Source organism: Pseudomonas sp. RIT-PI-r (genome assembly GCF_001297015.1).
GTDB lineage: Bacteria > Pseudomonadota > Gammaproteobacteria > Pseudomonadales > Pseudomonadaceae > Aquipseudomonas.
Window position 1 is genome coordinate 18721 of record NZ_LIGE01000027.1, and the last position, 22389, is coordinate 41109.

At 60.5% G+C, this 22389-nt stretch carries 18 protein-coding genes; 5 read left to right on the plus strand and 13 right to left on the minus strand.

Annotation, left to right across the window (positions count from 1 at the left end; all coding sequences use genetic code 11):
* Positions 1 to 45 precede the first annotated feature (45 nt).
* The 10 genes from trpE to AK821_RS17130 all read right to left on the minus strand — a co-directional run bounded on the left by trpE (position 46) and on the right by AK821_RS17130 (position 12690).
* The gene (gene trpE / locus AK821_RS17085) at positions 46 to 1527 is read right to left on the minus strand and encodes an anthranilate synthase component I (RefSeq protein ID WP_064390770.1); all 1482 of its coding nucleotides are present in this window, start codon (positions 1525 to 1527) and stop codon (positions 46 to 48) included.
* A 71-nt stretch (positions 1528 to 1598) separates the two neighbouring features.
* Positions 1599 to 2417, minus strand: a complete 819-nt coding sequence (locus tag AK821_RS17090; RefSeq protein WP_064390771.1) for a phosphoglycolate phosphatase — start codon at positions 2415 to 2417, stop codon at positions 1599 to 1601.
* On the minus strand, positions 2414 to 3088 hold the full coding sequence (rpe, locus tag AK821_RS17095; RefSeq protein WP_064390772.1) for a ribulose-phosphate 3-epimerase: 675 nt from the start codon (positions 3086 to 3088) through the stop codon (positions 2414 to 2416). Before rpe ends, AK821_RS17090 begins: the two co-directional genes overlap by 4 nt.
* A gap of 79 nt (positions 3089 to 3167) precedes the next feature.
* On the minus strand, positions 3168 to 4316 hold the full coding sequence (locus AK821_RS17100) for an iron-containing alcohol dehydrogenase (protein ID WP_064390773.1): 1149 nt from the start codon (positions 4314 to 4316) through the stop codon (positions 3168 to 3170).
* A gap of 392 nt (positions 4317 to 4708) precedes the next feature.
* Entirely contained in the window at positions 4709 to 5533 is an 825-nt protein-coding gene (locus AK821_RS17105; RefSeq protein ID WP_008084123.1) for an ABC transporter permease, read from the minus strand.
* Positions 5534 to 5545: 12 nt separating this feature from the next.
* Positions 5546 to 6793, minus strand: a complete 1248-nt coding sequence (locus tag AK821_RS17110; RefSeq protein ID WP_064390774.1) for an ABC transporter permease — start codon at positions 6791 to 6793, stop codon at positions 5546 to 5548.
* A gap of 200 nt (positions 6794 to 6993) precedes the next feature.
* Positions 6994 to 8037, minus strand: a complete 1044-nt coding sequence (locus AK821_RS17115; RefSeq protein ID WP_016983607.1) for an ABC transporter substrate-binding protein — start codon at positions 8035 to 8037, stop codon at positions 6994 to 6996.
* 48 nt (positions 8038 to 8085) lie between these two features.
* Entirely contained in the window at positions 8086 to 9210 is a 1125-nt protein-coding gene (locus AK821_RS17120) for an ABC transporter ATP-binding protein (RefSeq protein WP_064390775.1), read from the minus strand.
* 351 nt (positions 9211 to 9561) lie between these two features.
* A complete protein-coding gene (locus AK821_RS17125) occupies positions 9562 to 10191 on the minus strand; it encodes a response regulator (RefSeq protein WP_064390776.1) in 630 nt (209 codons plus the stop codon).
* Positions 10192 to 10296: 105 nt separating this feature from the next.
* Positions 10297 to 12690, minus strand: coding sequence for a PAS domain-containing sensor histidine kinase (locus AK821_RS17130; RefSeq protein WP_064390777.1), 2394 nt, complete (start codon positions 12688 to 12690; stop codon positions 10297 to 10299).
* Positions 12691 to 12763: 73 nt separating this feature from the next.
* Between AK821_RS17130 and AK821_RS17135 the strand changes: the two genes are divergently transcribed.
* Positions 12764 to 13753: an alpha/beta hydrolase family protein gene (locus tag AK821_RS17135; RefSeq protein WP_064390778.1), complete on the plus strand. Its 990-nt coding sequence runs from the start codon at positions 12764 to 12766 to the stop codon at positions 13751 to 13753.
* Between the two features lie 121 nt (positions 13754 to 13874).
* Here the strand turns inward: AK821_RS17135 and AK821_RS17140 are convergent, their stop codons facing one another.
* From AK821_RS17140 to AK821_RS17150, 3 genes are read right to left on the minus strand one after another with little or no spacing between them, the layout of a single operon-like run.
* The gene (locus tag AK821_RS17140) at positions 13875 to 14642 is read right to left on the minus strand and encodes a TerB family tellurite resistance protein (protein ID WP_064390779.1); all 768 of its coding nucleotides are present in this window, start codon (positions 14640 to 14642) and stop codon (positions 13875 to 13877) included.
* Position 14643: 1 nt separating this feature from the next.
* The gene (gene murU, locus AK821_RS17145; protein ID WP_064390780.1) at positions 14644 to 15315 is read right to left on the minus strand and encodes an N-acetylmuramate alpha-1-phosphate uridylyltransferase MurU; all 672 of its coding nucleotides are present in this window, start codon (positions 15313 to 15315) and stop codon (positions 14644 to 14646) included.
* Positions 15312 to 16331, minus strand: a complete 1020-nt coding sequence (locus AK821_RS17150) for an aminoglycoside phosphotransferase family protein (protein ID WP_064390781.1) — start codon at positions 16329 to 16331, stop codon at positions 15312 to 15314. Before AK821_RS17150 ends, murU begins: the two co-directional genes overlap by 4 nt.
* A gap of 130 nt (positions 16332 to 16461) precedes the next feature.
* Between AK821_RS17150 and AK821_RS17155 the strand changes: the two genes are divergently transcribed.
* From AK821_RS17155 to rsmA, 4 genes are read left to right on the plus strand one after another with little or no spacing between them, the layout of a single operon-like run.
* Positions 16462 to 19260 (plus strand): LPS-assembly protein LptD, encoded by a 2799-nt coding sequence (locus AK821_RS17155; RefSeq protein WP_064390782.1) that lies wholly within the window; start codon positions 16462 to 16464, stop codon positions 19258 to 19260.
* The gene (gene surA / locus AK821_RS17160; protein ID WP_146117577.1) at positions 19241 to 20557 is read left to right on the plus strand and encodes a peptidylprolyl isomerase SurA; all 1317 of its coding nucleotides are present in this window, start codon (positions 19241 to 19243) and stop codon (positions 20555 to 20557) included. The genes AK821_RS17155 and surA overlap by 20 nt, the downstream gene beginning before the upstream one ends.
* Positions 20554 to 21543 carry a 4-hydroxythreonine-4-phosphate dehydrogenase PdxA gene (pdxA, locus tag AK821_RS17165; protein ID WP_064390783.1) on the plus strand — a complete coding sequence of 330 codons (990 nt, stop codon included), beginning with the start codon at positions 20554 to 20556 and terminating at the stop codon, positions 21541 to 21543. Before surA ends, pdxA begins: the two co-directional genes overlap by 4 nt.
* The gene (rsmA, locus tag AK821_RS17170; RefSeq protein WP_064390784.1) at positions 21540 to 22358 is read left to right on the plus strand and encodes a 16S rRNA (adenine(1518)-N(6)/adenine(1519)-N(6))-dimethyltransferase RsmA; all 819 of its coding nucleotides are present in this window, start codon (positions 21540 to 21542) and stop codon (positions 22356 to 22358) included. Before pdxA ends, rsmA begins: the two co-directional genes overlap by 4 nt.
* Positions 22359 to 22389 lie beyond the last annotated feature (31 nt).

Sequence of the window (22389 nt, forward strand, 5' to 3'; positions counted from 1 at the left end):
CGCTATCGCGAGCAGGCTCACTCCTACAGGGGGGGTTGCGTTGGCTCAGGCTTCCGGAGTTTGCTCGGCCAGCGCCACGGCGCGGAACATCGCGCGGCGTTTGTTCAAGGTCTCTTCCCATTCCAGTGCCGGCACCGAATCGGCGACGATGCCACCACCGGCCTGCACGTGCAGTTCGCCGTTCTTGATCACCGCTGTACGAATGGCAATCGCGGTGTCCATGTTGCCGTTCCAGGCGAAGTAACCGACCGCACCGCCATACACACCACGCTTGACCGGCTCCAGTTCGTCGATGATTTCCATCGCGCGAATCTTCGGCGCACCCGACAAGGTGCCGGCCGGCAGAATCGCCCGCAACGCGTCCATCGCCGTCAGCCCGGCTTTCAACTGACCGGTGACGTTGGAGACGATATGCATCACATTGGAATAGCGCTCGATGACCATCTTCTCGGTGAGTTTCACCGAACCGATTTCCGAAACGCGACCGGTATCGTTGCGCCCCAGATCGATCAGCATCAAGTGCTCGGCGATCTCTTTGTCATCCGACAGCAAGTCTTCTTCCAGCGCCACATCGGCTTCTTCGGTCGCGCCACGTGGGCGCGTGCCGGCAATCGGGCGCACGGTGATCAGGTTGTCTTCAACGCGCACCAGCACTTCCGGCGAACTGCCGACAACGTGGAAATCGCCGAAGTTGAAGAAGTACATGTACGGCGTCGGGTTGAAGCAACGCAGGGCGCGGTACAAATCAATCGGCGCAGCCTTGAAGTCGATCGACATGCGCTGCGACGGCACGACCTGCATGCAGTCACCGGCCAGGATGTATTCCTTGATGGTGTCGACGGCTTTTTCGTAATCGTCCTGGGTGAAACTCGAACGAAATACCGGATCAGCGGATTGCTGTTTGCTGAAGTCCAGACCACGGCGCGGCGTGATTGGCTGGCGCAATTGCTCCAGCAGTTCCTGCAAACGTGCTTGACCCTGTTCGAAAGCATCGGCCTCGGCAGGGTCGGCCAGCACGATTGCGTGCATCTTGCCGGCAAGGTTGTCGAAAACGACAACGGCGTCGGAAACCATCAGCAGAATGTCCGGCACGCCCAGTGGATCCGGATTCGGGCACTTGCCCAAGCGCTTCTCGACATAACGCACGCAGTCGTAACCGAAGTAACCGACCAGACCACCATTGAAGCGTGGCAGACCGGCGATGGTCGGCACGTTGTAACGCGCCTTGAAGGTTTCAACGAAGGCCAGCGGGTCTTCAACGTCGTGACTTTCGGTCTCGACGCCATCAACGGTGATACTGACGTGATGATCGTGAACCCGCAGCACGGTGCGGCATGGCAGGCCGATAATCGAGTAACGGCCCCATTTCTCGCCGCCCTGCACCGATTCGAGCAGGTAGGAGTTGGGCTGGTCAGCCAGTTTCAGGTAGATCGACAGCGGCGTGTCGAAGTCGGCCAGGGTTTCGCAGGCCAACGGGATGCGGTTGTAGCCGTCAGCGGCCAAGCGCAGGAATTCTTCGCGGATCATAAGGTGCCTCGTGGTGTGAGGGGCAAATCAGTCAGGTATGCAAACGCGCCGGCAGGCCGGCCAGAAACAAGTCAGGCGCGCCAACGCCAGCGGGCCAGGGCCTTGATGACTTTCATCCAGAGTTTGCGAGTGACCACCACGATGGCGTTTCCAGAAGGGGATTGAGAAGCGTCGGGCAACGTTATCTCAGCGGCCGTGACGAGGCAACCGGGAATTAGCTTGCGCAGATCGTCGATCACCAAGGCAGGTGATTCTTCGGCAATCGGCCGGCCATGGTTGTAACCGTAACTCAACGCCACGCATTTGACCCCCGCCGCTTTCGCTGCCAGCACGTCGCTGCGCGAGTCGCCGACGAACAACGATTGCGAGGCCGGAATATTGGCCATTTTCATCACAAAGAACAGCGCCGCCGGATCAGGTTTCTTCTGCGGCAAGGTATCGCCGCCGATGATCCACTTGAAGTAGCGGCCGATCTTCATCTGATCCAGCAACGGCGCGACGAAACGCTCCGGCTTGTTGGTGATCAGCGCCATGGCCACGCCTTGCTTGTGCAGCCACTTGAGGGTGTCGCGCACGCCGGGATAGACCACGGTCAGCTCATGGCTGGCGCCGTAAGCCTCCATGAACACTTCCAGCGCATGCTCGGCCTCGACGTCATCCACCGTCGAATGATCAATGCCACCGGCCAACGCCCGGCGCCCCAACACTGGCGCGCCGTTGCCCACCCCCTCGCGCACCGATTCGATACCCGCGGGCTTGCGGCCGAGCGAGAGCAGCATGGTGTCCACCGCCGCTGCCAGGTCTGGAACCGAGTCGATCAATGTGCCATCCAGATCGAACATCACCAGCCGTGGCAGTTTTCCCGGGAACAGCTGCTCAAATCCGCTCATGGGCGCGCCAGCGCCAGTTCGGAGCGCATCTTGTCGATGACTTCCTGGTAGTTCGGCGCGTTGAAAATTGCCGAGCCCGCGACAAAGGTGTCAGCGCCAGCCGCGGCGATTTCGCGGATGTTGTTGACGTTGACGCCGCCGTCGATTTCCAGACGGATGTCACGGCCCGAGGCATCGATGATCGCCCGCGCTTCGCGCAGTTTGTCGAGGGTGCCAGGAATGAATTTCTGCCCGCCGAAGCCCGGGTTGACACTCATCAGCAAGACCATGTCGACCTTGTCGATCACGTACTTGAGCACGTCCAGCGGGGTCGCCGGGTTGAACACCAGACCGGATTTGCAGCCGCCTTCACGGATCAGTTGCAGCGAACGATCAACGTGCAGCGTGGCTTCCGGGTGGAAGGTGATGTAGGTCGCGCCGGCTTCGATGAAGTCGCCGACGATGCGATCCACCGGGCTGACCAGCAGGTGCGCGGCGATCGGCGCGGTGACGCCGTACTTGCGCAACGCCGCGCAAACCATCGGGCCGATGGTCAGGTTTGGCACGTAGTGGTTGTCCATGACGTCGAAGTGGACGAAGTCGGCGCCAGCGGCGAGAACGTTGTCCACTTCCTCGCCGAGGCGGGCGAAGTCGGCGGAGAGAATCGACGGAGCAATTACGAAGGGCTGCATGACGCACCTTTTCTGAGCTAAATCACGATGGCGCGCATTGTAGCCTCATGGATTGCTGCGCGCACCGTGACCGCGATGATCAGTACGCCGCTCGGTAGATCTTCTCGATATCGACGGCGCTGAGTTTGCGCGGATTGTTGCGCATCAAGCGCTCGATGCCCGCGGCTTCTGCAGCCATGGCCGGGATCGCTTCTTCCGGCACGCCGAAACTACGCAGCCCGGCCGGGATTTCCACGGCTGCGCACAGATCACTCATCGCCTGCACGGCTTTGTCCGCCGCCTCGGTTGCACTCAGATGAGCGGTCTTCACCCCCATGGCTTCGGCAATATCCTGCATGCGTTCGACGCAAGCCATCTTGTTCCAGGTCATGACATACGGCAGCAGCAAGGCATTACTGACGCCATGGGCAATGTTGAAACGCCCGCCCAGCGGGTACGCCAGCGCATGCACCGCGCCGACCCCGGCATTGCCGAACGCCATGCCGGCCATCAGGCTGGCGGTGGCCATGTCTTCGCGCGCTTGCAGGTTGGCGCCGTTGGCGTAGGCCTTGGGCAACGCGTTGGCGATCAACTTGATGGCGCCGATGGCCAGGGAGTCGGTGATCGGCGAGGCATTCACCGACAGATAGGATTCGATGGCGTGCACCAAGGCGTCGACGCCACTGGCGGCGGTGACGCCGCGGGGGCAGGTCAGGGTCATTTGCGGGCTGACCAGTGCGACGTCCGGTAATAGATAGTCGCTGACGATGCCTTTCTTCAACTGCGCGACTTTGTCCGAGAGGATTGCGACGTTGGTGACTTCGGAACCGGTGCCGGCGGTGGTCGGGATGGCGATCAGCGGCGGGCCTTTGCGTGGCACCTGGTCGACACCGAACAGATCTTCCAGTGCGCCGTGGTAACCGGCATACGCAGCGACACTTTTGGCGATGTCGATGGCGCTACCGCCACCGAGGCCGATCAAACCGTCATGCCCGCCTTCGCGGTAAACACGCATGCAGTCTTCGACGATGGCGATTTCCGGGTCGGGCAGTACGCGGTCGAAAATCTCGTAGTCGCGCCCGCCGAGTTGCACCAGCGCCAGCTCTACCGTGCCGGATTTGACCAGCGCGGCATCGGTGACGATCAGCGGGTTGTCGATATCCAGGCGTGTGAGTTCGGCGGCCAGTTGTTCGATGGCTCCGGCGCCGGTGATCAGTTTGTGAGCGATTTTGAACTGGGACAGACTCATCGTGCGCAGCCTCTTATAGATGTGGGAGCTGGGCACAAGATTAGCTGGGGATTTGGGGTTGTCTGCTATTCAGGGTGTGAATGGTTGATCGGGTAGAAGATCAAGAGCCCCTCACCCTAGCCCTCTCCCGGAGGGAGAGGGGACTGACCGAGGTGAATGTGAGAGGTACACCGACTTGAGATACCGAGTCGAACTCGGGTTTGAAAGGCACAACGATCTGCTCCCTTTCCCCCGAAGGTGAAAAGACTGACCGAGGCGGATGGAGGAGATACACCGACTTGCGATACCGAGTCGAACTCAGATTTTGAAACCCATGAAGATCTGCTCCCTTTCCCCCTCTACCCCCTTGGGGGAGAGGGCTGGGGTGAGGGGGTAAGCTTTTGATCTGGCCCTTAAACCTGAGCGGTACGCAGCTTCTCGCTACGTCCCCGCAGCCATTCCAGGGTCAGCAGCAGGATGACCGAGAAGGCGATCAGCAAAGTAGCGGCGGCGGCGATGGTTGGGCTGAGGTTCTCGCGAATCCCGCTAAACATCTGCCGAGGCAACGTCGCCTGCTCAGGCCCGGCAAGAAACAGCGTCACCACCACCTCATCAAACGAAGTCGCAAACGCAAACAGCGCCCCGGAAATCACCCCCGGCGCAATCAGCGGCAAGGTCACCCGGCGGAACGCCGTCAGTGGCGAAGCACCAAGACTCGCCGCCGCACGCACCAGATTGTGGTTAAAGCCCTGCAACGTCGCCGACACTGTGATGATCACAAACGGCACGCCCAGCACCGCATGCACGACGATCAGCGAGAAGAAGCTATTACCCAGGCCCAATGGCGCAAAAAACAGATAGCTCGCCACACCAATGATCACCACTGGCACCACCATCGGCGAAATCACCAGCGCCATCACCAGCGCTTTACCGGGGAAGTCGCCACGGGTCAGGCCAATCGCTGCGAGCGTACCGAAGATCATCGCCAGCACCGTCGCCGCCGGGGCGACGATGATGCTGTTCTTCAGCGCGCGCATCCATTCCGCCGAGGCGAAGAAGTCGTGATACCACTGCAGCGAGAAGCCTTGCAGCGGATAGACCAGAAAACTGCCCGAGTTGAACGACAGCGGAATGATCACCAGCACCGGCAGAATCAGGAACAACAGAATCAGGCCGCAGAGAATCCGCAGGCTGTAGAACCACACCCGTTCGATGGGCGACATGTAAGGACTCAGCATCTCGAATTCCCCTTAGCTCAGGCGCAGGCGACTGGCGCCCACCAGCCAGCTGTAAATCAGATAAAGCACCACGGTCGCCAGCAACAACAGCCCGCCCAGCGCGGTGGCCATGCCCCAGTTGATGCTGGTGTTGGTGTAGAAGGCGACGAAGTAGCTGACCATTTGATCGTTCGGGCTGCCGAGCAGCGCCGGGGTGATGTAGTAGCCGATGGCGAGGATGAACACCAGCAGACAACCGGCGCCGACACCGGCGTAGGTCTGCGGGAAGTACACCCGCCAGAAACTGGCGAACGGGTGGCAGCCGAGGGAAATTGCGGCGCGCATGTAGGTCGGCGAGATGCCTTTCATCACGCTGTAGATCGGCAGGATCATGAACGGCAGCAGGATGTGCACCATCGAGATGTACACACCGGTGCGGTTGAACACCAGTTCCAGCGGTTTATCGATGATGCCCATGGCCATCAGGCCGCTGTTGATCAGACCGCCCGATTGCAACAGCACGATCCATGCGGCGACGCGCACCAGAATCGAGGTCCAGAACGGCAGCAGCACCAGAATCATCAGCAGGTTGCTTTGCCGCGATGGCAGGTTCGCCAGCAGGTACGCCAACGGATAAGCCAGCAGCAGGCAGATCACGGTGATGACCAGGCCCATCCAGAACGTGCGGGCGAAGATGTCGAGGTAGATCGCCTGATCCGGGGTCGCCGGGGCGATTTCGCCGAGGTCGTCGATGCGGTGATCGACGGACGCCAGCAGGTAATAAGGTGTGATGCTGCTGGTGTTGCGTTTCACCGCCTGCCAGTAGGCGGGGTCGCCCCAACGTTCGTCGAGTGCTTCGAGGGCTTCTTTATAAGAGGCCGGTTCGCTGGCGAAGGGCAGCGCCCGGGCGGTTTTGGTCAGCAGGCTGCGATAGCCGGCCAACTCCATGTTCAAGCGCTTGGACAGATCGCCCAGCGTCTGGTTTTTGCGCGCTTCGGCGAGGTCTTCGCCGGCGGCTTTGTAGACGGGTTCAGCGGGCAGGCCACGGCCATCCCAACTGGCGATGACTGCCACGGTGCGCGGCATGCCGCCGACCACTTCGGGGTTGCCGACGCTTTTGTAGAGCAGCGCCACGATCGGCACCAGAAACACCAGCAGCAGAAACAGCACCAGCGGCGCAATCAGCGCTTGAGCCTTCCAGCGGTTGACCCGCTCGGCGCGCTTGAGCTTCTGCTTCAAGGTGGGGCTGCTGCCCTCGTTCAGGGGAACGGCGATGGCCATGACGTACTCCGCAAATCTTTGATCGTTACAGAGGTGGTGAAGACCACCTCGAACTTTTGCTACTGATCGTTCCCACGCTCCGCGTGGGAATGAATCCAGTGACGCTCTGCGTCACACAGGGACGCTCTGCGTCCCGGGCGGCATTCCCACGCAGAGCGTGGGAACGATCATCCGGTGCACTGTCGGCCCGTGTGACGTGCTTATTTCGCAGCCCAGGAGTTGAAGCGCTGCTCCAGTTGCTCGCCGTTGTCAGCCCAGAAGCTGACGTCGATCTGCACCTGGTTGGCGATGTTTTCCGGAGTCGTCGGCATGTCTTTCAGGACATCCTTGGCCAGCAGCGGTACGGCTTGGGTGTTGGCCGGGCCGTAGGCGATGTTTTCCGAGTAGGTCTTCTGCTGTTGCGGCTGCACCGAGTAGGCGATGAATTTCTTCGCAGCTTCCGCGCGCTTGGCGTCCAGACCTTTCGGGATGGCCCACGCGTCGAAGTCGTAGATACCGCCGTTCCATACCACTTTCAGGTTGGATTCTTTCTGCACGGCAGCGATGCGACCGTTGTAGGCCGAGCTCATCACTACGTCACCGGAAGCGAGGTATTGCGGCGGTTGCGCGCCGGCTTCCCACCACTGGATATTCGGTTTCAGCTCATCGAGTTTCTTGAACGCGCGATCCTGGCCACCCTTGCTCGCCAACTCTTTGTAGACGTCTTTCGGCGCCACACCATCGGCCATCAGAGCGAATTCGAGGGTGTACTTGGCACCTTTACGCAGGCCACGTTTGCCCGGGAATTTCTTCGTGTCCCAGAAATCCGCCCAACTGGTCGGTGCGGTTTTCAGCTTGTCGGCGTTGTAAGCCAGTACGGTCGACCAAACGAAGAAACCTACGCCGCACGGCTGGATCGCGCCTTTGACGTAATCTTCGGTTTTGCCGAACAGCGCCGGGTCGAGTTGTTCGAACATGTCTTCGTCGCAGCCACGGGACAGTTCTGGCGATTCAACTTCCACCAGGTCCCACGACACGCTCTTGGTGTCGACCATGGCTTTGACCTTGGCCATTTCGCCGTTGTATTCGCCGGCGACGATCTTGCCGTTGCCCGCCGCTTCCCACGGTGCATAGAAGGCTTTGACTTGCGCCGCCTTGTTCGCCCCGCCAAACGACACCACGGTCAAATCCGGGCCAGCGGCCATTGCGCTGGCCGCACCCATCAGGCCCAGGGTCAGGGCGGTGAACTTCAGGGATCTCAACATTTATTGTTCTCTCCACGTGCAGGGTTGGTGTTGGTATTGCCGGGGCGATTAATGCGCCTCTAGAAGTGGATCAAGCGCGCGAACGTGCTCGACCTGCCAGCCAAGCGGTACCACGTCACCGACGGCGAGCGCGGGATCGAGCTCGGCAATCGGTTGTTTCACGAAGAAGTCGGTCTTGCCACAGACTTCCAGGCGCACCCGGACGTGGTCGCCCAGATAGATGAATTCCGCCACCCTCCCTGAGAAGCGGTTGACGCATTGATCGCTGGAACCGTTGAGGCTGACGCGCTCGGGACGGATCGACAGGGTCACCGGTTCGCCGGTCTTGCCGACGTTGACCGCCAGCGCCTCGACCTTTTCGCCTCGGCCCAACTCGACCACGCAGCGCTCGCCGTTCTGGCTGAGCAGACGACCGTTGAGGCGGTTGTTCTCACCGATGAAGTTGGCGACGAAAGTGTTTTTCGGTTCTTCGTAAAGGCTGCGTGGCGGCGCGATCTGCTGGATTTCACCTTGATGGAATACCGCAACGCGGTCGGACATAGTCAGCGCTTCACCCTGATCGTGAGTTACATAGACCACGGTCACGCCAAGGCGCTGGTGCAGATGTTTGATTTCCATCTGCATGTGTTCACGCAGTTGTTTATCGAGGGCGCCTAGGGGTTCGTCCATCAGCACCAGTTGCGGCTCGAACACCAGCGCGCGGGCCAGTGCCACACGCTGCTGCTGACCGCCGGACAGCTGCGCCGGGTAGCGCGAGGCGAACGCGTCGAGCTGAACCATGCTGAGGACTTTCTTCACCCGGTCACTGACATCGCTTTTGTTCAGGCCACGGACGGTCAGCGGGAAGGCGAGGTTTTCCGCCACGGTCATGTGCGGGAACAGCGCGTAGTTCTGGAACACCATGCCGATGTCGCGCTTGTGCGGCGGCACGTTGTTGATCGAGCGCCCGGCCAGCAGAATTTCGCCGGCGGTCGGTGTTTCGAAACCGGCGAGCATCATCAGGCTGGTGGTCTTGCCGGAACCGGACGGCCCGAGCAGGGTGAGAAATTCGCCTTTGCGAATGTCCAGGTTGAGGTCTTTGACGATCAGGTTCTCGCCGTCGTAGCTCTTCTGCACTCCACGAAAGCTGACCAGCACATCACTGGCCCCTGCGTTTGTATCGACCTGGCTCATACCCACACCTTTGTTGTTGATGACTGCTTGTGGGTTAAGCCTAGTGGTTGCTGACAGGCGCGCAAATCGGGGCGCAGGAGAGAATCGCCTCAGCCGGATGGAAGGTTGGGGGTAGGGATTGCCCTACAAGGATGGCGCTAACAGGTAAGGCAGTGGCGAGGGTTGAGCTGCGAGCCGTAAGAACAAGCCAAAGCGCGTGTCGCTTATGGACATGCCCGAAATTTCCGGCGCTATGGAGATCCCCTGTAGGAGTGAGCCTGCTCGCGATAGCGGTGGATCAGTCACTGCAGTGTTGACTGAGAGAAAGCTATCGCGAGCAGGCTCACTCCTACATTTTGATCGCGGTGACTGTTAGAGGAGTTTGTGCTCCATCGCGTATTTGACCAGTTCAGCCAGCGAGGTGATGTTGAGCTTTTGCATCAGCCGCGCCTTGTGGGTGCTGATGGTTTTGCTGCTCAGCGCCAGTTGCTGGGCGATGTCGTTGACGTTGGCGCCTTGGGCCAGGCGCTCGAACACCGAGAATTCGCGTTCGGACAGCAACGAATGCAATGGCCGCGTGTCAGTCAGGCCGACTTCAAACACCATGCGGTCCGCCAGATCCGGATCGATATATCGCCCACCCGCCGCGACCTTGCGAATCGCCGTGAGCAACAGCGCCGGATCGCTGTCCTTGGTCGCATACCCGGCGGCGCCGACTTTTAATGCTCGCGCAGCCATCTGCGCTTCGTCGTGCATCGACAACACCAGAATCGCTGGCGGGTTGTTCAATGCACGGATGCGCGGGATCGCTTCGAGGCCGTTGACGCCGGGCATGGAGATGTCCAGCAACACAACCTCACACGGCACGCTGCGCAGGGTTTCGAGTAACTGTTCACCATTGCTCGCCTCCCCCACCACTTGCAGATCCTTGGCCAGGCCGATCAATTGCTTGATGCCTTCGCGGACGATGGTGTGGTCTTCGGCTACCAGTACACGGATCACTCGCACTCTCCTCGGTTGTTGTTTCTAAGGGCAAAAGATCGCAGCCTGCGGCAGCTCCTACATTGATCGCATTCCCCTGTAGGAGCTGCCGTAGGCTGCGATCTTCTAGCGATCCAAAGGTACCCAGACATTCAGACTGGTACCCTCCCCCGGCTCACTCTCCAGCTCCAACCGCCCGCCCATGATCAACACCCGCTCACGCATGCCGACCAGACCAAACGAAGTCGGCCGACTGGCAGCGGCGACAAATCCTACGCCATCATCACTGACCGTCAGACACAATTCGTCGCCTTCCAGCGCCAGTGTCAGCTCCACAGTATGCGCCTGAGCATGGCGCATCACGTTGGTCAGCGCTTCCTGCAAAATCCGGAACAGGCCAATTGCCTTGGCATCACTGAGCGCCGGCAGATTGTCCGGCACCTGCACCAGACACGGGATCTGTGTGCGCGCCTCAAATCGGCGCGCCTGCCATTCGATCGCCGAGGCAATCCCGGCGTCGAGAATCGGCGGTCGCAGCGCCGTCGCCACATCGCGCACCAACTGGAACAGCTGGGCGATCAGGCGCTTCATGCTGTTCAATCGCTCGTTCAGACCGGGGTCGAGTTGCGCGTAGGCCAATTCGCACATCGATGTCTCCAGTTTCAGCACCGTAAGCATCTGCCCTAACTCATCGTGAACCTCGCGGGCAATCCGCGCCTTCTCTTCTTCACGCACGCTCTCAAGGTGCGCCGACAGTTCGCGCAACTGCTCACGGGATGCCGCCAGCTCAAGCTCGATACGCTTGCTCTCGGTGATGTCCCAGACGATGCCATCCCAAACGTAGGCGCCATCCTCCAGTTGACGGGTAATCGCCTTGATTTCTGCCCAGCGTTGCTCGCCCTGACGCGTGAGGATTCGACCCTGCCATGACCAGTCGCTGTCGGTGTCCAGCGCCTGATCCTGAGTGCGGTGGTAACTGGCCTTGTCATCCGGATGCACCAGACTGCGCAGGCCCATGTCGCGATGAGCAATAACGGCCGGCGCGTAACCGACCAGGCTTTCGCTGCCTTCACTGATGTAGGCAAAGTCGATCTGCCCGGTCACCGGCGCGCGCTCCAGCCGGAAAACCAGCCCCGGCACATTCGCCGCGATGCCTTGCAGGCGTGCCTCGCTCTCCTGCAAAGCCGCCAGCGCGCGACGGCGTTCGGTGACGTCAGTGAGATAAACCACCAGGTATTCGCTGTCGCGAAAGCGCAGAAAACTCAGCGACACGTCCGCCGGCAAAACACTGCCATCGGCGCGCACGCAACTGGTCTCGAAACTCAGCGGCCCCTCTTCACTGGCCCGCGCGCGTTTCCACAGATTGAGCCAGCGATCCATGTGCAGGCCCGGCTCGAAGTCGATCAGCGGTCGCTCGATCAGTCCGCCCGAGGGATAACCGAGCATGACTTCGGCGGCACGGTTGGCGTAACGCACATGGCTGTCCCAATTCACCCAGAGAATGCCGACGGTGCTTTGATCGATGGAAAACTGTGTCAGCCGCAAGGCTTCTTCGCTGGCGGCGCGCAAGGCGATGTCTTCTCGGGCGGCGAGCAAGCGCTGTTCAAGGCTGTGCTGCTGGCGTCGTTGCCAGAACACAATGGCCACGCAACTGAACAGCATCACCGCGAACAACAGGCTGAGGTTCTGCCAGAACCCCGGCGACTCCGACAGTCGCGGGTATTTCGGTTGCAGCCATTGATTGTGCAACTGCTCCAGATCCTTGGCCGGGATAGCGCGTAAAGCACTCTGGACGATGCCGGCCAGTTCCGGCCAATCGCGGCGCGAGGCGACCCGCAACAACTGCGGCAGACCGATATCACCGACCACCACCAGTTCGGCGAACTCCGGCTCTGCCGACAGACGCCCGAGCTGCGCCTCATCGACCACCGCGTAAGCCGCCTGCTGACTCAACAGCAACTGCAGCGCCTGACGCTCCAGCGGCACGCCTTGCAGGTTCAGATGTGGGTAGGTGCCGCGCAGATAATCGGCCGTGTTACTCGGCATCCGCACCGCCACGCGAGTCTGGCTGTCGAGTTTTTCCAGATCGACGACAGCGCCGCCCTTCTGATCGCTGACAATCAGTTGCGGCACGCGCATGTACGGATCGGAAAACTGCCACAGGCGCAGTGCGCTCGGGGTCTGACTCAGGCCTGGAGCGATGTCGATCTCGCCTTCGCGCAGCGCCGTTTCCAGTTGCGCCAGGTCCTGGAAATTGCGCCAGCTCAGTTCGACGTTGAGCGCCTTGGCCAGCAACTTCATCAACTCGACGTTGGCCCCCGACAGCCGCTGCAGGCGTCGATCGTAGGTTGCATACGGCGCCTGCAACACCAGACCGACGCGCAACTCATTGTGTTGCGCCAGCCATTGCTGCTGGCTCGCCGACAACTGCGCCGCGTGTGTCGGTGGCGCAGGCGCCGCCCAGCCCATCAAGGGAAACCACAAACAGCCGATAACCCACAGGCAGCAAAATCGCTTCATTGAAGTCTCATACACTGACAAATTCTGACCAACCCATTAGGCTGCCGGGATACTTTCTGGCCTGGAATAACCGATGCCCTCTGTCTACCGCCTGGCAATGCCAGCATTGTGCCTGTCGCTGATCCTGCCTTGTGCGTTTTCCGTCGAAGCCGCCGATCCGGCACCTGCCGCCGCCACGGAAAAACCTGCCGAAGAAAAACCCGCCGAACGCCAGCCACTGCTTGAGCGTAGTCAGGAAGAGGCGGCCGCACTGGAACGTAAGGTCCCGGCGCAAGAACAGCAACAATTGCAGGCGGGCAGCGACACATTTCCCGCCCTGTGGAACCCGGCCAACACCGCCGAGCCCAAGGGCGCAGTGATCATCATCCCCGGCGCGGGCGAAACCGCTGACTGGCCGCAGGCAATCGGCCCATTGCGGCGCAAATTGCCGGACGCCGAGTGGAGCAGCCTGAGTATCACTCTGCCCGATCTGCAAAGCGATGCCATCGCCCCGCGGGTGATCGAGCCCGCCGCTGCGCCGAAAGCGCCGGAAACAGGCAGCAAGGATGCCACCACCGCACAGCCGATCGAGCAAGCCGCTGGCGGTGAAGCCGAAGTGGCCGATCAAGTGGTCGCCGAAACCACTGAAGAGCAGTCCAAGGCTGACGCCGAGCGAATCTTCGCGCGCATCGACGCGGCGATTGCCTACGCCGAGCAACAGAGCGCGCGCAGCATTGTCGTACTTGGACACGGTACTGGCGCCTATTGGGCCGCACGCTACCTGAGCGAAAAACAAACGGCGCAAATCGAAAAGTTTGTCATGGTCGATGCGCAGGCACCCGCCAAGGCCAAGCCGCAACTGGTTGAACTGACGCCGACACTGAAGCTGCCGACTGCGGATATTTTCTACATGGACAAACCGCTGGATCGCAACGCCGCGCTGGAGCGCATGCAGGCGAACAAGCGCTTGAAGACCTCGGCGTTCAGCCAGGTCGCGCTCAAGGCGCTGCCGGATAACAAGGCTGAACAGGAACAATTGTTCCGCCGGGTGCGCGGCTGGTTGAATCCGCAGAGCACGGACTGACCGTTAAACCGCGTCGCCCCCTTCGCGAGCAGGCTCGCTCCCACAATGGTTTGTATACGCAGATCCAGTGTGGGAGCGAGCCTGCTCGCGAAGGGGCCAGCGCAGTCGCTACATCTAACGGTTAGCGAAAATCCCGCCGCTCACGAACCAACGTGTAGGCATTGTGCAACTCCCGGGTTTTCTCGGTCGCCTCCCGCACCTGCGCCGCCGTTGCGCCGGTGCCGGCAATCTTGTCCGGGTGATGCCGGCTCAACAGCCGCCGGTACGCCCGTTTGATCTGCGCCGGCTCACTGGTCGCCGATACCCCAAGCAATTTCATTGCTTCCTGATAACTCACCGCCGCACTGACGATCGGGCGCTTGCCCGGCTCGTAATCACTGGCCAGTGCCTGCACCTGCTGCGTCGTCCAGCCCAGCCACTTGCCCCACTGCGCCAGCAACTCACGCTCGCTGACACCCGCGCGACCATCGGCCCAGACCATTCGCCAACAGGCGCGCAATACACCTTCGGCAGCATGCGGTTGCGCACTCAGACGCTTCAGATAACCGCGAAGATGATCGCTGCCGGACTTGCCGCGATTGAACGCGGCAATTGCACGGCGCGTCGCCGGCTCGCTCATTTCCAGCGCGCGCATCTCGTTGCGCGCCTGCTGGATATGCCCGTCGGTGACCCGACCGTCGCTCTTGGCCAGACGCCCAAGCAGCACAAACAACAACTCGTCATTGCGCAGCATTGGCCGCCCGCCGAGCTTCTCGCGCAAATGCCCCCAGCTCTGCAAATGCAGACGCCGATCCAGCGCCTGCCCCAACAATGCCCCAAGCATGGCCCCCGGAATGCTGGCAATCGCAAAACCCGCTCCGGCTCCAATCAGAGTCCCTGGCCACAACATGTCAGCGACTCGCTTCTATCAAGGTTTCAGCTTCGGCGAGACGCTCGTGGGTGCCGACATCCACCCAGTGACCCTTTAGCCGCTCGCCAGTGACTTCACCGTTCGCCATGGCTTTGCGCAATAACGGCGCGAGTTTGAAAGCACCGTCTACACACCCGTCGAACAGTTGCGGATGCAGCACAGCGATGCCGCTGTAAGTCAAAGTCGCCGCGTCCGGCTGGCCGTCGAACACTTGCCCGTCGATCAGAGAAAAGTCGCCGGTGGGGTGATGCGCCGGATTGTCCGCCAGCACCAGATGCGCCAGACCATTAATCGGCTGGTGCAGCACGCTGAAGTCGTAATCGGTCCAGATATCACCGTTGACCACCAGAAACGCATCATCGCCGAGCAACGGCAGCGCACGGAAAATCCCGCCGCCGGTTTCCAGTGGCTCGCCTTCCGGCGAGTACTCGATGCTTACGCCGAATTGCGAACCGTCGCCTAGATAATCTTCGATCTGCTGACCGAGCCACGCATGGTTGATGACGATCTCGTTGAAGCCGGCTGCCGCGAGGGCGCGCAGGTGATACTCGATCAACGGCACGCCGCCGGCACGCACCAGCGGTTTTGGAGTGGTCAGGGTCAGCGGGCGCATGCGCTCGCCTTTGCCCGCCGCCAGAATCATTGCCTTCATACTGTTGCTCCACCCCGCAGGCTGGTGAACAGCGCTTGCAGCTCGGCCAGCTCAGGACGACGGGCAGTCACTGCTTCTATATAGGAGAAGAAGCGCGGCACGTCGGCCAGGTAACGCGGCTTGCCGTCGCGATGACAGATGCGCGCGAAAATGCCGATCACTTTCAGGTGACGCTGCACGCCCATCAGGTCGCTGGCGCGCAGGAAGTCTTCGAAGTCCGGCTGCACCGGAATGTTCAGCGCCGAGGCTTGCTGCCAGTAACTTTCCAGCCAGCCACGCACGCGCTCTTCAGGCCAACTGAGGAAGGCGTCCTTGAACAGGCAGGTCACGTCGTAGGTCACCGGGCCGTAAACGGCATCCTGAAAATCCAGCACGCCAGGGTTCGGCTCGCTGAGCATCAGGTTGCGCGGCATGTAGTCGCGGTGCACCAGGACTTTCGGCTGGGCCAGGGCGCTGTTGATCAACAGATCGCTGACACGCTGCCATTGCTGCTGCTGGGCCGTATCGAACTCGACGCCGAGTTCACGCTTCACGTACCACTCGGGGAACAGTTCCAGTTCACGGCGCAGCAACGCAACGTCATAACTCGGCAACGGTGCCACCATCGGCAACTGCTGAAAAGCCAGCAGCGCTTGCAGGGCATCGCTGAACAATTGCTCGGCATTTTCGCCATCGATCACGTCGAGATAGGTCTTGTTGCCCAGGTCATTGAGCAAAAGAAATCCACGATCGAGGTCTTCGGCATAAATTTTTGGCACATTTATTCCGGATTTCGCCAGCAAAAACGCGATATCCACGAACGGTTTGCAGTTTTCCTGCGGTGGTGGCGCGTCCATCACGACAAAGCTGCGACCGGCTCCTTCCCAACGGAAGTAGCGGCGGAAACTCGCGTCGCTACTGGCCGCAGTCAACGTGGCCGGGGGCACGGCGCCCCAACCCTGATCTGCAAAAAGGATTGCCAACTGCTCATCGAGCCAAACTTTCAGGTGTTGCAAGCGTACATCTTGGTCAGGCATTGCAAGGGTCTCCGACGGCGCTAGCCGTCAAGCGGGTCATGCTTTATTATCCAGCATCTTTTTCAGACCATCGAGAGGCGTGCGGCCCACACCGCGGGCAGATGGCACGCAGGAAGCCCGGACTAATAAGATGGCATTGAAATCCCCCGCGTTTCGTAAAAAATTTCCGTTGTTGGTAACCGGCAGTCTGCTGGCTATGCAACCTCTGGCCAGTCAATTCGTTGTCGCCGCCGAGCAGTATGACTGCTCCGTCTCGGCTTCGGGTGGTTGGGCCTGTGCGCCCAAGACGTCGGCAGCAGCATTGCCGCCACGTCCAGTGCACGAGGGCAGTGCCATCAGCGCCACCGGCGACGCCCCGGCCGAAAATGGTTCGGTTGCCGACACAGGCCCTAAAACGGCACTGGTCACCGAAGCCAAAGGCCGTGGCCTGAAATCCCGTAGCGAAGACTTCAGTCATCTCGACTGGGTTCCGCGCGAGAAACTCACCGCCGCCCAACTGGCCGAGACCGGTCCGTACTGCTCTGGTGCCTACATCGAGCCGACTCGTCCTGGCATGAATGACAAGACGAATAAAAGCGATGCTCCGACCTTTATCGGCGCAAAAGCTTCGCGCTATAACACCGATGATCAAGTTGGCACCCTGGCCGGTGATGTTGTCCTGCGTCAGGGCAGCATGCAGGTCGAGTCCGATGAAGCGAGCCTGTACCAGGCCGAGAGCCGCGCCGAACTCAATGGCGATGTGCGCATCCGTGACAACGGCGCGCTGATCGTCGGCGATCACGCCGATGTACAGCTCGACACCGGTGAAGCCAAGGTCGACAACGCCGAATACGTGATGCACAAGTCGCGCATCCGCGGTAACGCGCTGTACGCCAAGCGTGCCGAGAACGCGATCATCCGCTTGAAGGACGGCACGTACACCACGTGCGAACCGAACAGCAACGCCTGGCAGCTCAAGGGCAACAACATCACCTTGAACCCGGCGACCGGTTTCGGTACTGCGACCAACGTGACACTGCGGGTCAAGGACATTCCGATCCTGTACACGCCGTACATCTACTTCCCGATCGACGACCGTCGCCAGTCGGGCTTCCTGCCGCCGACCATCGGCACCGGCAGCGATACCGGCTTCATGCTGGTCACTCCGTACTACTTCAACCTGGCGCCGAACTACGATGCCACGTTGTATCCGCGTTACATGAGCAAACGCGGCATGTTGGTGGAAGGCGAATTCCGTTACCTGACCAAGTCGAGTGAAGGCCAGTTCGGTGCGGCGTATCTGAACGACGAAGATACTGATCGCAGCAAACAGACCGACTACGAAAAGAATCGCTACATGTACAACTGGCAGCACAAGGGCGGTCTCGACTCCCGTGTGCTCACTCAGGTTGACTACACCAAGATCAGTGATCCGTACTACTTCCAGGATCTGACCACTGACCAGATTGGCGTGAAGAGCGAAGACTTCGTCAACCAGCAGGGTTCGGTGACTTACCGTGGCGACAGCTACACCGCTCGACTGAACGCTCAGGCGTATCAGCTGGCGACCGTGTCGAACATCACCCCGTATGACCGTCTGCCGCAGATCACCTTCAATGGTCGGCTGCCGTATCACCCGGAAGGCCTGAACTTCGATTACGAGACCGAACTGGTTCGTTTTGATCGTGATCTGGAAAACGGCAACTTCACCAATGAAGACGGCACTGTCGAGTCCCGCCTCGACAACAACGTTACCGGCTTGGCTCGCGCCAACGGCGACCGTCTGAATCTGAAGCCAGGTGTGAGCCTGCCGATGAACTGGACTTATGGCTTCCTGAAGCCGTCGCTCAAGTATCAGTACACTCAGTACCAGCTTGATCTCGACGGCACCGGCAAGTCGCAGATTGCTGCTCAGACTGCCGAACAGCAGAAGATCAACGGCAAGTTCGACAGCAATCAGAACCGTGGCGTACCGATTGCCAGCATCGACAGCGGCCTGTACTTCGACCGCAACACGTCGTTCTTCGGCAAGAACTACCGCCAGACCCTGGAGCCGCGCCTGTTCTACCTCTACGTACCTGAGGTTGATCAAGAAGACATTCCAGTGTTCGACACCAGCGAATACACCTTCAACTACGCCTCGCTGTTCCGCGACAACCGCTTCTCCGGCTCCGACCGTGTCGGTGACGAGAACAAACTGTCGCTGGGCGTAACCAGCCGCTGGATCGAAGACGACGGTTTCGAACGTCAACGCATCAGCGTCGGTCAGGCGTTGTACTTCAAGGATCGTGAAGTACAGCTGCCGGGTATCGATGCGAAAACCCGCGACGATGCCCAGGCCAATGTCTCGCCTTACGCCCTGGAATACGAATATCGCTGGAACCGCGATTGGCGGACCACGGCCGACTACAACTGGGATCCGGACAGCCGCAGCCCACGTTCCGGCAGCGCGATGTTCCACTACCAGCCGGAAGACAACCCGAACAAGGTCGTCAACCTCGGCTATCGCTATCGCAACGACCAGGTTCGTTACGACCAGAACACCGGTAAATGGTCGGTGGGTGGTGGTGACTATGGCACCCCGGGCCAACCGAACTACGTGAAGGACTACTACAAGATCCAGCAGCATGACTTCTCGGTCATCTGGCCGATCGTTCCGCAGTGGAGCGCGATCAGCCGCTGGCAGTACGACTACAACCGCAACCGTACGCTGGAAGCCTTCGGTGGTTTCGAATATGACAACTGCTGCTGGAAACTGCGCCTGATCAACCGTTACTGGGTCAGCTATGACGAATTCAGTCAGAACGCCCCGGAAAACGAAAAAGGCGACCACGGCGTCTTCCTCCAAATTGTTCTGAAGGGACTCGGCGGCCTTACCGGCGCCAAGGTAGAGAGCTTCCTCGACAAAGGCATCCAAGGTTATCGTCAACGTGAAGACCAAGCTTTCTGATTGTCTGCGCCCGCTGATGCTGGGCGCGCTGTTCCTGGGTACGGCGGCCAACGCCGCCGTACAGTCCATCGATAAAGTGGTAGCGATCGTCGATAACGACGTGGTCATGCAGAGCCAACTGGACCAGCGCGTCCACGAAGTTCAGCAGACCATCGCCAAGCGTGGGGGTGGTTTGCCACCACCAGGCGTGCTGGATCAACAGGTGCTTGAGCGCCTGATCGTCGAGAACCTGCAATTGCAGATCGGCGAGCGTTCCGGCATCCGTATCACCGATGAAGAGCTGAACCAGGCTGTCGGTACGATTGCCCAGCGCAATAATATGACAGTGGATCAATTCCGCGCCGCTCTGGCTCGCGATGGTCTGTCTTATGACGACGCTCGTGACCAGATCAAACGCGAAATGGTCATCAGCCGTGTGCGTCAGCGTCGTGTGGCAGAACGCATTCAGGTATCCGAGCAGGAAGTGAAAAACTTCCTCGCCTCCGACCTCGGCAAGATGCAACTGTCCGAAGAGCTGCACCTGGCCAACATCCTGATCCCGACGCCGGAAAGCGCCAACTCTGACGCCATTCAGAGCGCTGCCCGTCAGGCCATGGAGGTTTACCAGCAACTCAAGCAAGGCGCCGACTTCGGTCAAATGGCCGTTGCCAAGTCCGGCAGCGACAACGCTCTGGAAGGCGGCGACATGGGCTGGCGTAAAGCCGCGCAACTGCCACCGCCGTTCGATCGCGAGCTGAGCAGCATGGCGGTTGGCGACATCACTCAGCCTGCACGCACTCCAGGTGGTTTCATCATCCTGAAGCTGCTGGCCAAACGTGGTGGCGAAGCGCAGATGCGTGACGAAGTGCATGTCCGCCACATCCTCGTCAAACCAAGTCCGATCCGTGACGAAGCCAAGACTCAGGCGCTGGTGCAATCGCTGTACGAGCGCATCCTGGCCGGTGAAGATTTCGCCGAACTGGCGAAGAACTACTCCGAAGACCCGGGTTCGGCCCTCAACGGCGGTGACCTGAACTGGATCGATCCGAACGCACTGGTGCCGGAATTCCGCGAAGTGATGGCCAAGACCCCACAAGGTCAGCTGTCCAAGCCATTCCAGACCCAATACGGCTGGCACGTTCTGGAAGTCCTTGGCCGCCGCGCCACCGACAGCACTGAACAAGCTCGCGAGCAACAAGCCATGACCGTACTGCGTAACCGCAAATACGACGAAGAGCTGCAAACCTGGCTGCGTCAGATCCGTGACGAAGCGTACGTAGAGATCAAACTCCCTGGTGCAGACCAGGCAGCGCAGTGAACCCCCAGCGTTTCGCGCTGACACCCGGCGACCCAGCCGGCATCGGTCCCGACCTGTGCCTGCTGCTCGCCTCGCAAGCCCAGCCACATCCCCTGATTGCCATTACCAGCCGCGACCTGCTCAAAGAGCGGGCCGCGCAGCTGGGGCTGGCCGTCAACTTGCTGGAGGTCGGCCCTGATCACTGGCCGAAGGCCCCGGCGCCTGCGAACAGCCTGTACGTCTGGGATACACCGCTCAGCGCCCCCGTGGTTGCCGGGCAACTGGACAAGGCCAACGCCGCGTTCGTCCTCGAAACCCTGACCCGCGCCGGCAATGGCTGCCTCAACGGCGACTTCGCCGGGATGATCACTGCGCCTGTGCACAAGGGCGTGATCAACGAATCGGGCATCGCGTTCTCCGGGCACACGGAATTTCTCGCTGACCTGACCCACACCGCACAGGTCGTCATGATGCTGGCGACACGCGGTTTGCGCGTTGCACTGGTCACCACTCACCTGCCCCTGCGTGACATCGCCGATGCGATCACGCCAGAGCGCCTGGAGCGGGTCACGCGGATTCTGCACAGCGAACTGCAAAACAAATTCGGCATCGCCCGGCCACGCATCCTCGTCTGCGGGCTCAACCCGCACGCGGGTGAAGGCGGACATCTGGGCCATGAAGAAATCGACATCATCGAACCCACCTTAGAGCGCCTGCGCAGCGAGGGCATGGACCTTCGTGGCCCGCTGCCCGCCGACACTCTGTTTACCCCCAAATATCTGGAGCACTGCGACGCAGTGCTGGCGATGTACCACGACCAGGGCTTGCCTGTGCTCAAGTACAAAGGCTTCGGCGCTGCCGTCAACGTGACCCTGGGTTTGCCAATCATCCGCACGTCGGTCGACCATGGCACCGCCCTGGACCTGGCCGGCAGCGGCAAGATCGACACCGGCAGCCTGCAAGTCGCCCTGGAAACCGCCTACCAGATGGCCGAGACCCGTTTATGACCGAGCAATACCAACACAAGGCGCGCAAACGCTTTGGCCAGAACTTCCTGCACGATGCCGGCGTCATCGATCGCATCCTGCGCTCCATCAGTGCCAAGTCTGGAGACCGCCTGCTGGAAATCGGCCCGGGCCAGGGCGCACTGACTGCCGGTTTGCTCAACTCCGGCGCGCAACTGGACGTGGTGGAACTGGACAAGGATCTGATCCCGATCCTCAATCAGCAGTTTGCCGGCAAGAGCAACTTCAACCTGCATCAGGGCGATGCGCTGAAGTTCGACTTCAACACGCTCAATGCCGCGCCGAACAGCCTGCGTGTGGTCGGCAACCTGCCTTACAACATCTCGACGCCGCTGATTTTTCACCTGCTGAACAACGCCGGCATCATTCGCGACATGCACTTCATGCTGCAGAAAGAAGTGGTCGAACGCCTCGCTGCTGGCCCGGGCGGTGGTGACTGGGGTCGTCTGTCGATCATGGTTCAGTACCACTGCCGCGTGGAACATCTGTTCAATGTCGGCCCCGGCGCGTTCAACCCGCCGCCGAAAGTCGACTCGGCGATCGTTCGCCTGGTGCCGCACGCCGTACTGCCGCACCCGGCCAAGGATCACAAGTTGCTGGAGCGCGTCGTGCGCGAAGCGTTCAACCAGCGCCGTAAAACCCTGCGCAACACGCTCAAGCAATTGCTCAGCAATGCCGAGATCGAAGCCGCTGGTGTCGATGGCAGCCTGCGTCCGGAGCAACTGGACCTGGCCGCGTTCGTACGCTTGGCTGACCAACTCGCCATACAGGTTCCGGCCTCCCCCGCCGCCGACTGACAAGCGATGAGCGCTATCGGGCAGGACGCCA